The following is a 13,098-nucleotide window of genomic DNA, read 5'->3' as shown; positions in this document are numbered from 1 at the left end:
GGCGACGCAAAGGCCGGTATAGACCCTACATCGGTGATGGTGATGAAGGTAATTGCGCCTTCACGAGCAAGCTCGTTCCCACCGCATTTCAAGTCACAATCCGTGCCGGGCTCCAAACTCCGGGTAAAAAAGTGTGCGATTTTCGAACAATTAACTAACTGGTTAGTTTTTGATGTTTATAATCGCCGGCATTCAAACACGGGTGCTACAAAATGACACAGCCACAACCCCTCTCCGGCCTGGTCAGGTTCATCCTGCTCGGGCTCGGCATCATTACCCTTTTGCTTGGTCTGGCCCTTGCGGCCGGCGGCTTCTCGCTGGTCCGTCTGGGCGGTAGCTGGTATTTCCTGATCGGCGGTCTGGTTATGGCTGCTTGCGGTCTGTTGATTGCGTTGCGCAAGCCGCTCGGCGCACAACTGTTCGCAGTGTTCCTGATCGGCACGGCCATTTGGGCGGTGCTGGACGCCGGCCTGCAATTCTGGCCGCTGTTCTCGCGGCTGTTCATGTTCTCTGTCATGGGTCTGGTGATCCTGCTGGTGTATCCACAGCTGGTGCGCGCCAGTGGTGCCGTACCGGGCAAGGCGCCGTATGGCATCGCTGGCGTACTGGCAGTCGCACTGGTGATCGCGGTGGGCAATATGTTTGTCGCCCATCCCAGTGTCGCACCCAATGGCAGCGGCCCTGGCCTGACCCCGGTGGACCCGGCCAACGCGCAAAAAGACTGGGCGCATTACGGCAATACCGAAGGTGGCAGCCGCTTTGCTGCGCTGGACCAGATCAACCGTGGCAATGTCGACAAGCTGCAAGTGGCCTGGACCTACCGCACCGGTGATATTGCGCAGAGCAACGGCAATGGCGCCGAAGACCAGCTCACCCCGCTGCAAATCGGCAACAAGGTGTTTATCTGCACACCACACAACAACATCATTGCGCTGGATGCCGACACCGGCAAAGAGCTGTGGAAAAACCAAATCAACGCTCAATCCGGCGTATGGCAGCGCTGCCGGGGCCTGGCGTACTTCGACGCCACCGCAGCGCTGGTACAGCCAAGCCAGCCAGGCAATTCAGCGGTGACCGCAGTCAACGTAACGGCCGGCGCCAACTGTCAGCGCCGCCTGCTGACCAACACCATCGACGCACGCCTGATCGCCGTCGACGCCGACACCGGCGAATTCTGCCAGGGCTTTGGCAACAACGGTCAGGTTGACCTGAAAGCCGGTCTGGGCAATGTCCCGGACTCGCACTATCAATTGTCGTCGGCCCCGCTGATGGCCGGCACCACGGTGGTGGTCGGCGGACGTGTCGCCGACAACGTCCAGACCGACATGCCAGGCGGCGTGATTCGTGGCTTCGACGTGGTCACCGGGCAACAGCGCTGGGCCTTCGACCCGGGCAACCCGCAAGAGCGCAACGCACCGGCCGAAGGCCAGACCTACGTGCGCAGCACGCCGAACAGCTGGGCACCGATGTCCTACGATCCGGCGATGAACACCGTGTTCCTGCCGATGGGCAGTTCGTCCACCGACCTATACGGTGTCGAGCGTACTCGCCTGGATCACACCTATGGCGCTTCGATCCTGGCCCTTGACGCCACCAGCGGCGCAGAAAAGTGGGTGTACCAGACGGTCCATAATGACCTGTGGGATTTCGACCTGCCGATGCAGCCGAGCCTGATCGACTTCACCGGTAAAGACGGCAAAAGTGTGCCGGCACTGGTGATCGGCACCAAGGCCGGGCAGATCTTCGTCCTCGACCGCGCCACTGGCCAGCCGCTGACCCAAGTGGATCAAGTGCCGGTCAAGGCCGGCAACATCCCCAACGAGCCGTATTCGCCCAGCCAGCCAAAGTCGGTGGGCATGCCGCAGATCGGCGCCCAGCAGCTAACCGAGTCGGACATGTGGGGCGCCACGCCGTATGACCAATTGCTGTGCCGTATCGACTTCAAGGGGATGCGCTACGACGGGCTGTACACCGCGCCAGGTACCGATAAATCGCTGAGTTTCCCGGGCTCGCTGGGTGGCCTTAACTGGGGCGGCCTGTCGACCGACCCGGTGCACGGTTTCATCTTCGTCAACGACATGCGTCTGGGCCTGTGGGTGCAGATGATTCCTGCGCAGAAAGATGCCAAGGCTTCCTCCGGCGGTGAAGCGATCAACACCGGCATGGGCGCGGTGCCGCTCAAAGGCACCCCCTATGCGGTGAACAAGAACCGCTTCCTGTCGGTGGCCGGCATTCCGTGCCAGGCGCCGCCGTTCGGCACCCTGACCGCCATCGACATGAAAACCCAGAAAATCGCCTGGCAAGTGCCGGTCGGGACCGTGGAAGACACCGGCCCCCTTGGCATCGCCATGGGCTTGCCGATCAAGATCGGCCTGCCGACCCTCGGCGGCACCCTGTCGACCCAGGGCGGTCTGGTATTTATCGCCGGTACCCAGGACTTCTATCTGCGCGCCTTCAACAGCGCCAACGGTGAAGAAGTCTGGAAAGCCCGACTGCCGGTCGGCAGCCAGGGTGGACCGATGACTTACGTGTCGCCCAAAACCGGCAAGCAATACGTGGTGATCACCGCCGGTGGTGCGCGCCAGGCGACGCAACGCGGTGATTACGTCGTGGCCTACGCGCTGCCATAATCCGTTCTTTCGCCCGCCCCTGATGGGGCGGGCGATTGCTCAGTATTACTGCACAGCGGATGTGCACGATCTGAACCGCCTGCTGTCTTCTATCCTGCCTGTTGCATCCGCCCGCCGTAGTGACATCACTTTCATTCAATCGAGAGGTCTACATGCCTGTTCGACTTAGCCCCTGCGCCCTCGCCTTGCGGATTCACGCACTGGCCTGCGGTTTGGGTGTCAGCGCATTGGCCCTGGCCGATGACAACAAGGTTTCGACCTACGAGATTCTTACCCCCATCGTGGTCACCGGCAGCTATGCGCCGGTCTCCAGCTTTGACCTGCCGTTTTCGGTCGACACCGTCAACCTGCAGCAGATCCAGGACGGCCAGTTGGGCACCAACCTGTCCGAAGTGCTGCCCCGCGTGCCGGGCCTTGTCGTGCAGAACCGCCAGAACTATGCCCAGGACCTGCAGATATCCTCGCGCGGTTACGGCGCGCGCTCGGCGTTCGGTATTCGCGGCCTGAAACTGCTCAGCGACGGCATTCCCGCCAGCACCCCGGACGGCCAGGGCCAGGCCGCCACGCTCAACCTGGATGTGGCCGAGCGTATCGAAGTGCTGCGCGGCCCGACCTCGACCATTTACGGCAGCAATGCCGGTGGGGTGATCCAGATGTTCACCCGCGACGGCCAAGGCAAGCCCAAGGTCGGCGCCGAGACCACGTTCGGCAGCGACGGCTATCGCAAGAATCACCTGTCGGCAGAGGGTGGCAATGACCAGGCGGGCTTTATCGTCGATGCCTCGCGCATGGATACCGATGGCTACCGCGACCATAGCTCGGCCCGCCGCGATCAGACCTTCGCCAAGGTGCATGTCAACCCCGACGCCGACAGCCGCCTGGCGCTGATTTACAGCAGCCTGGAACAGAACGGCACGCAAGACCCGTTGGGCCAGACCTGGGCCGGCTACCAGAATGATCCGCGCTCGGTGGCGGCGGTGGCCGAGACTTACAACACGCGCAAAAGCATCGACCACCAGCAGCTGGGCATGAACTACGAGCGCAGCTTCGGCGACGCCACCTTGCAGTTCAATCTGTATGCCGGCCAGCGCAGCGTGGTGCAGTACCTGTCGATCCCGCGCACAGTGGTTTCCAACAGCCAGCGTGGCGGCGGCGTAGTGGACTTTGACCGCGAGTTTCATGGCGGCACCCTGCGCTGGGTCCAGCCAATCCAGGGCGTACCGGGCCAGTTGACCGTGACCACCGGGGTCGACTACGACCGCAGTCGCGATGACCGCCGTGGTTTTCAGAACTTCAGCGGCACGCAACTGGGCGTCAAAGGTGAACTGCGCCGTGACGAGATCGACACGGCGACCAGTCTCGACCCGTACATCCAGGCGCGCTGGCTGCTGGACGACTGGACCCTGGAAGCAGGCCTGCGGCACAGCACCATGGAGATGGAGGTCGATGACCGTTACCTGGCCAACGGCGATGCCAGTGGCTCGAAGAAATACCAGCGCAACACCCCGTCGCTGTCGGTGATGTATGCCTTCACCCCTGATCTGCATGGCTACATCAGTGCCGGCAAGGGCTTCGAAACCCCCACCCAGGCCGAGATGGCCTATGCACCGGGCGCCATCGAAGGCTTCAACTTCGGCCTGTCGCCAGCCACCAGTACCCAGTATGAGATCGGTCTCAAGGCCAGGGTCGGCGGCAATACCCGGATCAATGCGGCCATCTTCGAAATCCGCACCGATGACGAAATCGTCGTCTCCAGCGCCACCGACGGTCGCACCAGTTATCAGAACGCCGGCAAGACCCTGCGTCGTGGTTTCGAACTCGGCGTGCAAAGCCAGTTGAGCGACCAGTGGCAAGCCACCCTGGCGTACACTCGCCTGGACGCCACCTACGACCAAGCCTATGTAAGCAGTGGCAGGACCATCGACAAAGGCAACAAACTGCCCGGCGTGCCGGGCAGCAGCCTGTTTGGCGAACTGGTCTGGAAACCGCGGCAAGGCATCAGCATGGGTGTCGAAGGCCAGTACCGCAGCAAGGTGTATGTCGAAGACAGCAATGACGACAAGGCCGCCCCGAGCTACACGGTATTTAACTGGCGCACCCGCTTCGAACAAAACTACGGGCCATGGACCTTCCACCAGATGGTGCGCCTGGACAACCTGCTCGACCGCCAGTACGTAGGTTCAGTGATCGTCGGCGACGGCAACGGCCGCTACTACGAAGCCGCACCGGGCCGCTCGTGGTACGCCGGCGCAGGGCTGGCTTACCAGTTCTGAAGCCGTACATCTGTAGGAGCGACCGGGCGGCGATCCGTCTCGCTCCTACAGGCTTTTACCTCAATAAACGTCGCGCTTGTAGCGCCCCTGTTCGATCAGTTCACTCACGGCCTGTTCACCGAGCAGGTCGTTGAGCGCCTGATCCACTCCGGCGGCCATGCCTTGCAGGCTGCCGCAGATATAGATCGCAGCCCCGTCGGCCAGCCAGGCGCGCAGTTCGTCGGCGGCCTCGCGCAGGCGGTCCTGGACGTAGATTTTCTGCTCCTGATCGCGGGAGAACGCCAGGTCCAGACGAGCCAGTTGGCCACCCTCCAGCCAGCCTTGCAACTGGTCACCGCACAAGAAGTCATGGGCACGGTTGCGCTCGCCAAACAATAGCCAGTTACGTGTCTGCTGTTGCTCAATCCGAGCCTTGAGCAGGCTGCGCAATCCGGCCAGCCCAGTGCCGTTACCGATCAGAATCAGTGGCACAGGCTCCTGCGGCAGGTGGAAGCCGCTATTGCGACGCAAGCGCAGGCTGATCGTGGCGCCCTCAACCAGGTGCTCGGTGAGCCAGCCAGACCCCACACCCAGACCGCCATCGGTATGGATCTCTTGACGGACGATCAACTGCAGGTCGCCGTCTGACGGTGTCGAAGCAATCGAATACTCGCGGGCGGCCAGTGGCACCAGCGCATCGACCAGTGCCTGCGCATGCAAGCCCACCAGGTGCGCACGGTGTTGCGGCAACTGGCGGCTGCCCAGCGCTTGCAACAAGGTTTCCTGCAAGCCATCGACCGTGACCGGTTCCTGGCCGCTCAGGCCCAAGCCTTGCAGCAGGCGGGTCAGCACCGCATCGGTATTGCGCGGCAGAATTTCCACCAGATCACCAGCCTCCCAGCTCGCGGCCGCAGGCGCACTCAGGCCAAGCAGGAACACCTTCGAGCCCGTGCTGCCGGGGTTGATCTGCTCGCGACGGCTCAGGGTCCAGCTCTCGAATTGCGGAGCCTGCCAGGCGCCGGTCGGCGTGCTGCCGGTCACCCGCCCCAGTTGTTGCTGCCAGCTCTGCAGCGCCGCCGGGTCGGCGTTATCCACCTCCACCGGGGCGAACAGCGAGCGGCTGCCACGCTCGGCCAACCAGCCGTGCAAGCGCTGAGCAAAGGCGCAGAAGTGCTGGTACTGGCGGTCACCCAGGGCCAGCACCGCGTAGTTGAGGTTATCCAGCGCCAGTGGCTGACCGAGCAGCTTGCGCTCGAAGCCACGGGCGCTGTCCGGCGCCTCACCGTCACCGAAGGTACTGACCACAAACACCGCGTTGCGACGTTGCTGCAGATCTTGCTCGGTCAGTTCCGCCAGGCGCTGGACCTTGACGGGCAGGCCGGCCGCTTGCAATTGCCCGGCGGTTTGCCAAGCCAGTTGCTCGGCAAAACCGCTCTGGCTGGCAAAGCCCACCAACCACGAATCCCCCTCGTCACCTGCCGTCTGCAAGCCACTGCGGGCATTGCGAATATCGCGTTTCTTGCGGCGCCGATCCAGATACAGCAGCCAGCCGGTGATGAAGAACAGCGGCATCAGCAGCGAGGCGATGGTCATGATGATCCGCCCCGGCAGGCCGAAGTAACTGCCGACGTGCAGCGCATAGTTACTGGTCAACAATTGCGCACCGAGCCCCTTGTCGGCGTAGCGTGACACCGAGTTGATCTTGCCGGTGGCGGGGTCGAGATTGATGATGTTCAGCGCCCGTGGGTGCGGCGAGTCCTTGAGCAAATAGAACACGGTAGCCGATTGCCCACCGGCTGCTGGCAGGCGCAGGTTATAACCCGCCAAGCCAGGGCCTGCGGTGTCGCGGATGCTCGCCCAGACGGCGTCGTAATCCACCACCAGCGGCCCCGGCGGCTGGGCCGGCTTGCCACCGCCAGCACCAGGGCCGGCCGGGCGGCGCTGCTCACCGGCTGGCGGTGCATCGCCCAGCAGCCGGGTCATGCCCTGATTCCACCATTGATAGGACCACATCAAGCCGGTGATCGCGAACAACAGATAAGCCAGTAAACACCAGGTGCCAAAAATCGAGTGCAGGTCCCAGTTGAAACTGCGACCCTTCTTGGCCCAGTCCATGGTCAGCCAGACCCGCCAGTCCAGCGGCTTGCGCGGCCAGCGCAGGTACAGGCCCGACAGGCAGAAGAAAATCAGGATCAGGGTACAGGCGCCGGTGATCTGCCGACCTGTCTGGCCGGAAGCAAGAAAGCGGTGCAGGTTGAGCATCAGGTCGAAAAAGCCTTCGCCCACACCATCGCCACGCAGTTCGCCGGTGTACTGGTCGAAATTGACCCGCGGTCCGCGTCGCTCGCCAGGTTTGGGCTGAAAATAGGCCTGGGCAACCCGATTGCTGGTGGTTTCAACCCGCAGGATAGCCACGGTCATGCCCTTGGCAGCTTCAAGCTTGCGCACCAATTCAATAGGCGGCAGCGGCGCATCGCGCTTCTCTACCAGCAACACGTCGGGATTTATGGCGTCGAGAATTTCTTCCTCGAAGGAATACAGGGCACCGGTCACACCCATCAGCGCCAGCACCAGACCTGCGCTGATGCCGAAGAACCAGTGCAACTGAAACAAAACTTTCTTGAACACCACCGGCACCTCTATTGCCCTGAGCGGCGCGCATTATGCGGCATACGCTAGTTATTCTCATTATCATTTCATGTCGACCGCGCCAATCAGGCGGGCTGAGCTTGCTGACCACCTGAGCACGCGCAACAGCGACCCATACTCCGGCCGCGAAACATATTGCAATACTGCCCGAGAGGCAATTGAGAGTAATTGACATTTGCATATTTTTTACATTATTTACTCAGCTTTGCCAGAATCGCCAAGGGCTTTGACAAGCATCAATATCGGCATTGCGCCCATTCAATAAGAATAACTATCATTCACCACCTCCTCGGCCATATCGGTGCCACTCCATGCTTCTACATATCCCCGGCCTGTTCACCCGTGAAGAAGTCCTGCGCATCCGTGAAGCCCTGGAGCAGACTGACTGGGCTGATGGCAAGCTGACCGCGGGTTATCAGTCGGCCAAGGCCAAGCACAACCTGCAATTGCCTGAAGGCCACCCGCTGGCCAAGGAAATCGGCACCGCCATGCTGGAGCGGCTGTGGTCCAACCCGCTGTTCATGTCAGCCGCGCTGCCGCACAAGGTGTATCCACCGTTGTTCAACTGCTACACGGCCGGCGGCAACTTCGACTTTCATATCGACAACGCCGTACGCCAGGTCAAAGGCACGACCGAGCGGGTGCGTACCGACCTGTCCTCGACGCTGTTTTTCAGTGATCCCGATGACTATGACGGCGGTGAACTGATCATTCAGGACACCTACGGCACGCAACAGGTCAAGCTGCCGGCCGGCGATCTGGTGCTGTACCCCGGCACCAGCCTGCATAAAGTCAACGCGGTGACCCGCGGTACTCGTCTGGCCTCGTTTTTCTGGACTCAGAGTCTGGTCCGCGAAGACAGCCAGCGCGCCCTGCTGTTCGAGATGGATACCGCCATCCAGCAACTGACCCGCGATGTACCTGATCATCCGTCACTGGTGCAGTTGACCGGCACTTATCACAACCTGCTGCGCCGCTGGGTCGAGGTCTGAGCCATGAGCTGGAAGTTGGCCCGTGAAGAACAGCTCGACGGCGACGCCCTGCAAGCCATGCTGGCAGACAGTCCGGGACGTGCTGCCCAAGCCATTCTGGCCGCCGCCGGACAAGGGCTGGTCGAAGCCCAGGCGCTGCTGGGCCAGATCCTGCTTGATGGCAACGGCATACAGCGCGACCCGGCGCTGGCGGTCACCTGGTTCACCATCGCGGCCGATCAAGGCCACTTGATGGCGCGCAACATGCTGGGCCGTTGCCTGGAGCATGGTTGGGGATGCGAGGCCGATGTCGTGCAGGCCGCGCGGCATTATCAGCTGGCCGCCGAGCAGAACTTTGACTGGGGCCTGTACAACCTGGGCAACCTGCTGGGCAGCGGACGTGGTGTACGTCAGGATCACTGGCTGGCCATGGCCTGTTACCACAAGGCCGCCCACCAAGGCCATGCCAAGTCGATGAACTTGCTGGGGCGCTATCTGGAAGAAGGGCTGGCCGGCAAAGTTGATCTGGAGGCAGCGCATGACTGGTATCGACGCTCTGCCGAAGCCGGGGATTTTCGCGGGCAATTCAGCCATGCCACCGTGCTGGCCGAACAAGGCGAGATTGAACAGGCGCAAACCTGGATGAACAAAGCGCTGGCGGGCGGCAACCTCAATTTTCTGCGGGTGAGTCGCCAGTCATTACTGACCGCCGCTCACCCAGCATTGCGTGCCCTGGCGCAAGCCTATCATCAGCGTGCCGCTGAACTCGGTGACGAGTCAGACCAGGCAGCGCTGCGTGACGTTCTGGTCCGGCTCAGCCAGAACCCGTCTATCAACTGCGCCAGTCCCGGCGCAGCTCAGTGAGGTAATTGCTCAGGAAGCGGGCATGGCGAATAAACAGCGCCGTCTGGGCTTCAACACTGTCGACCGCTTCGATGCGATTGGCAGTGAGGAAGCCGTTCAGCGCAGCCAGTAATCTGGCGACTTCCTGGCTATAGGCCGACTTCAGTTCCTCCAGCGCCTGAAGCTGTCTGAATTGCTCCAGCTTGCGGGCCTCAGCCTTGCGTTTTTCGTGCAGCTCACGAGCATGACCACGCAGCGCGTCGAGCAGCTCCTGCAAACGCTCGCGGTGCTTGAGCAGGTGCTTGTATTCCAGCGCATCGTTGGCCAGATCAAGAATACTGCTCATGCCGGCAATACCGGCCTTGATCGAGCCGACCAATCGATTGTTCGGGTCTATTTCGATCAGTTTGTCCAGAGACGCCACCAGCGGCTTGAACTTGTCGAGTGCACTCAATGCCTCGACCTCGGCAATCAGCTTGTTGAGCGCCGCTTCTTCCTCCAGCCATTTGCCCAACGGCTGGTTTTCAGCGGCAATCTGCTCATCCACTTGCGTCAGGCTGGCCTCGATCTCAACCACAAAGTGATCGACGTCGCTGACGCTGACTGCCGAAAAATTAACCAGCGCATCATCCAGCGCGCTGGACTGCAGTTGCAGCTCGGCAAGCGTCTTGAACCGCTCTTCACGGATCTCCTTGACGATCACCTCGATGTGGCTGCCGGTTTCGTCGGTCAACGGCTGTTGCTTGAGCTTGGCAATGGTTTCGAGCAGGTCCGGCAAGCCGTGATTGGCCAACAGCCCAGGTCCAAGCGTCAGTATGTCGAGCACCTGCTTGTCGACATGACTCAACTCCTCAATCAGGCTGAGCAGTTTCTCGCGCTTGACCGGCAAATGGATCTCGCCAAGCGCCTCAGTGTAGCGGCGCAATTGCGCTCTGTTGGCCACCAGCACGTCCAGATCAGGCTTTGGTAACAAAAACGGAGTGTCCATGACATGAACATTCATTCTTTAATCTTCCTTATCGTTAGTTACTTTACTATCAACGCCGCACATCACCAACGACCCTGTTAAAAGCCGTCAGCATATTGAACGCCTGCTCTTTTATGTCTTGCCAGTTGGCAATAACTGCGCGAAACCGTGAAACAAAAACAACCAGCAGCAGCGCGTTGTCCAGGTCATTGATGCGCCGATGCGAGTCGTCTGCCAACTTCTCGAGCAAACTCCAGATACTTTCGATATTGCTGATACTGCTGGCCGCTCCTTCGATACGGGTTCTCAGATCCTGCATGCCAGACTCAAAGGCAAACAGGTTGCCGAGAAACCGGTCGTGCTGCCTGAGTTGGGTTTCAAGCGTCTGCTTTTCGTCGATCAACTGGCTCTGCTGTGCAAGGACCTCCGCGGCCTTGGGCCCGTAGATCGACCAGGAAACCGCTCCACCTGCCGGCCCCCACCAAAACCCGACCCATCGGTAGCCGCAGTACTCCTCATACTCGCTGGCCTTTTGATTGATACGCTCATTGAGCAGCACAATCCGGTCCTTGAGCTGAACCAGGTTGTCACCCGCTTCCGCAGAGCTCGCCAGATCAATCTTACGAGCGACCTCGGGCCTGATTCGGTCTCGCAGGTGCGCCTTGAACGCCTCAAGCCCCTGACTGACCCGCCGGGTACTGCTGCTGTAATCAGCGATGTGTAACTTCAGGTCACCCACCAAGGCCAGCAAACCAGGCATGTGCCTGCGATCGGAGTCGGTCAGTTCAACCATCGGCATTTGCTCGATTTCACTGACGCTCAGCTCACTCAGCTTGAGGGTTCGCCAGGCTTCAAGCCCCTGAATAAAACCGACCATGTCTTCAGCGGTGCGAACCAGATTGCCGGCAAATACATGCAGATCGCTGCCCACCGCACGCATGTCGTCTTCCAGCCCGGCCCAACTTGCGGCGTGCTCCTGGATCGTCAGATACAGCTGTTTGACGTCTTCAGGCTGCAAACCGGGAATACCACTTTGGTAATTGCCCAGCAGTTGCCGGACCTGGGCAATGTCGCTCGGCAGGGCCAGCGCACTACTGACGTAGCGATGGATGCTACGTACGTCTTCGTTGGTTATCAGCAGGCCCCGATCGCGAGCCGCATCCTGGGCAACACCCGACGCGGCGCGAATGAAATCATTACTGACCCGGCTGATCTCGCTGACATCAGGCTGAGCGGCGTCAGTCGCCAATGCCACGTGTTCGTTCGACATATCCAATTTCCCTATCGTGATCATTCGGCCTAAATGGCAGTCCGGAACTCAAGCCTTGAAACTTATTAAAAGCTAGCAAAACTTCAAGACACTAAATAGCAAACAAAGCGGATCGACCCTGTAGGAATAAGCAACCAGAACTGAGGATTTATAAGAAGTTATCGAATAACTTAACCAATGGATCCAAAATCAATTGAGTTATGTAAATCTGGATCCTCTGTTACAAATCGCCGCGTACTTTTCTGAGGGCATAAAAAAACCCATGATCGCTCATGGGTTTTTTGTAGTGCGTGACGACCTTACAGGTAGAACGCCTTCAGCGGCGGGAAGCCATTGAACTCCACAGCGCTGTAGCTGGTGGTGTAGGCACCGGTCGACAGCCAGTACAGGCGGTCACCGATGGCCAGGTTCAGCGGCAGACCGTACTTATAGTGCTCGTACATGATGTCGGCGCTGTCGCAGGTGGGCCCTGCGATGACCACTTCTTCCATCTCGCCTTTCTTCTCGGTCCAGATCGGGAACTTGATCGACTCGTCCATGGTTTCGATCAGGCCGGAGAACTTGCCCACGTCGGTGTACACCCAGCGCTCCACGGCGGTACGCGACTTGCGCGCTACCAGCACCACTTCGCTGACCAGAATGCCGGCGTTGGCGATCAGCGAACGGCCTGGCTCCAGGATGATTTCCGGCAGGTCATCACCGAAGTCTTCCTTCAGGAAGCGGATGATCTCTTCGGCGTAGGTTTCCAGGCTGTTGGTGCGGGTGATGTAGTTGGCCGGGAAGCCGCCACCCATGTTGATCAGCTTCAGTTCGATGCCGTCTTCCTGTTTCAGACGCTCGAAGATCACCTTGACCTTGGCAATCGCCGCGTCCCACACGCTGATGTCGCGCTGCTGGGAACCGACGTGGAACGAAATACCGTAAGGCACCAGACCCAGATCACGGGCCAGGATCAGCAGGTCCATGGCCATGTCGGTCTGGCAGCCGAACTTGCGCGACAGTGGCCAGTCAGCGGTGGTCGAGCCTTCGGTGAGGATGCGCACATAAACTTTCGAGCCTGGTGCAGCCTTGGCGATGTTGCGCAGGTCGGCTTCGGAGTCGGTGGCGAACAGGCGCACGCCCTTGTCGAAGAAGTAGCGGATGTCCTTGGACTTCTTGATGGTGTTGCCGTAGCTGATGCGTTCCGGGCCAACGCCGCAGCCCATGACCTTGTCCAGCTCATAGATGGAGGCGATGTCAAAGCTCGAACCCTTGTCGCGCAACAGCTCGATGATTTCTTTGGCCGGGTTGGCCTTGACGGCGTAGTAGACCTTGGCGAACTCGAAACCGGCGCGCAGGTCATCGTAAGCCTTGTCGATGATCTTGGTGTCGATGAGTACGAACGGGGTTTCCTGCTTGTCGGCAAACGCCTTCATTTTGTTGAAGGTGCTGGCTTCGAAATAGTCTTCGACCTTGATCGGCATGCTAAGGGACTCCACGGGGCAAACAGATGAATAAATGGGTGCATATGAACGTC

At 60.2% G+C, this 13,098-nt stretch carries 8 protein-coding genes; 4 read left to right on the top strand and 4 right to left on the bottom strand.

Annotated features, from left to right (window positions below; translation table 11 throughout):
• Nucleotides 1-212: 212 nt before the first annotated feature.
• A complete protein-coding gene (locus NRB16_RS13705; protein WP_045487310.1) occupies nt 213-2,630 on the top strand; it encodes a glucose/quinate/shikimate family membrane-bound PQQ-dependent dehydrogenase in 2,418 nt (805 codons plus the stop codon).
• Between the two features lie 152 nt (nt 2,631-2,782).
• Entirely contained in the window at nt 2,783-4,903 is a 2,121-nt protein-coding gene (locus NRB16_RS13700; RefSeq protein ID WP_257106335.1) for a TonB-dependent receptor, read from the top strand.
• A gap of 60 nt (nt 4,904-4,963) precedes the next feature.
• Here the strand turns inward: NRB16_RS13700 and NRB16_RS13695 are convergent, their stop codons facing one another.
• Entirely contained in the window at nt 4,964-7,510 is a 2,547-nt protein-coding gene (locus NRB16_RS13695) for a sulfite reductase flavoprotein subunit alpha (protein WP_257106334.1), read from the bottom strand.
• A gap of 332 nt (nt 7,511-7,842) precedes the next feature.
• Between NRB16_RS13695 and NRB16_RS13690 the strand changes: the two genes are divergently transcribed.
• Both NRB16_RS13690 and NRB16_RS13685 read left to right on the top strand, forming a co-directional pair.
• Entirely contained in the window at nt 7,843-8,523 is a 681-nt protein-coding gene (locus NRB16_RS13690; protein ID WP_253142505.1) for a Fe2+-dependent dioxygenase, read from the top strand.
• Nucleotides 8,524-8,526: 3 nt separating this feature from the next.
• Nucleotides 8,527-9,366 carry a tetratricopeptide repeat protein gene (locus NRB16_RS13685; RefSeq protein ID WP_257106333.1) on the top strand — a complete coding sequence of 280 codons (840 nt, stop codon included), beginning with the start codon at nt 8,527-8,529 and terminating at the stop codon, nt 9,364-9,366.
• Here NRB16_RS13685 and NRB16_RS13680 read toward each other — a convergent pair.
• The 3 genes from NRB16_RS13680 to NRB16_RS13670 all read right to left on the bottom strand — a co-directional run bounded on the left by NRB16_RS13680 (nt 9,335) and on the right by NRB16_RS13670 (nt 13,045).
• Nucleotides 9,335-10,348 (bottom strand): alpha-xenorhabdolysin family binary toxin subunit B, encoded by a 1,014-nt coding sequence (locus NRB16_RS13680; RefSeq protein WP_253114977.1) that lies wholly within the window; start codon nt 10,346-10,348, stop codon nt 9,335-9,337. The two genes, NRB16_RS13685 and NRB16_RS13680, sit on opposite strands and share 32 nt — an antisense overlap.
• A gap of 34 nt (nt 10,349-10,382) precedes the next feature.
• Nucleotides 10,383-11,582, bottom strand: coding sequence for an alpha-xenorhabdolysin family binary toxin subunit A (locus tag NRB16_RS13675; protein WP_257106332.1), 1,200 nt, complete (start codon nt 11,580-11,582; stop codon nt 10,383-10,385).
• A 299-nt stretch (nt 11,583-11,881) separates the two neighbouring features.
• Complete coding sequence (locus NRB16_RS13670) at nt 11,882-13,045, bottom strand: type III PLP-dependent enzyme (RefSeq protein ID WP_045487292.1); 1,164 nt, start codon at nt 13,043-13,045, stop codon at nt 11,882-11,884.
• Nucleotides 13,046-13,098: the final 53 nt, after the last annotated feature.

Origin of the sequence: Pseudomonas sp. LJDD11 (assembly GCF_024584215.1) — a bacterium.
Taxonomy (GTDB): domain Bacteria; phylum Pseudomonadota; class Gammaproteobacteria; order Pseudomonadales; family Pseudomonadaceae; genus Aquipseudomonas.
Note: the sequence above shows the minus strand (reverse complement) of the source record. Positions and strands in the feature narration are given on the sequence as shown.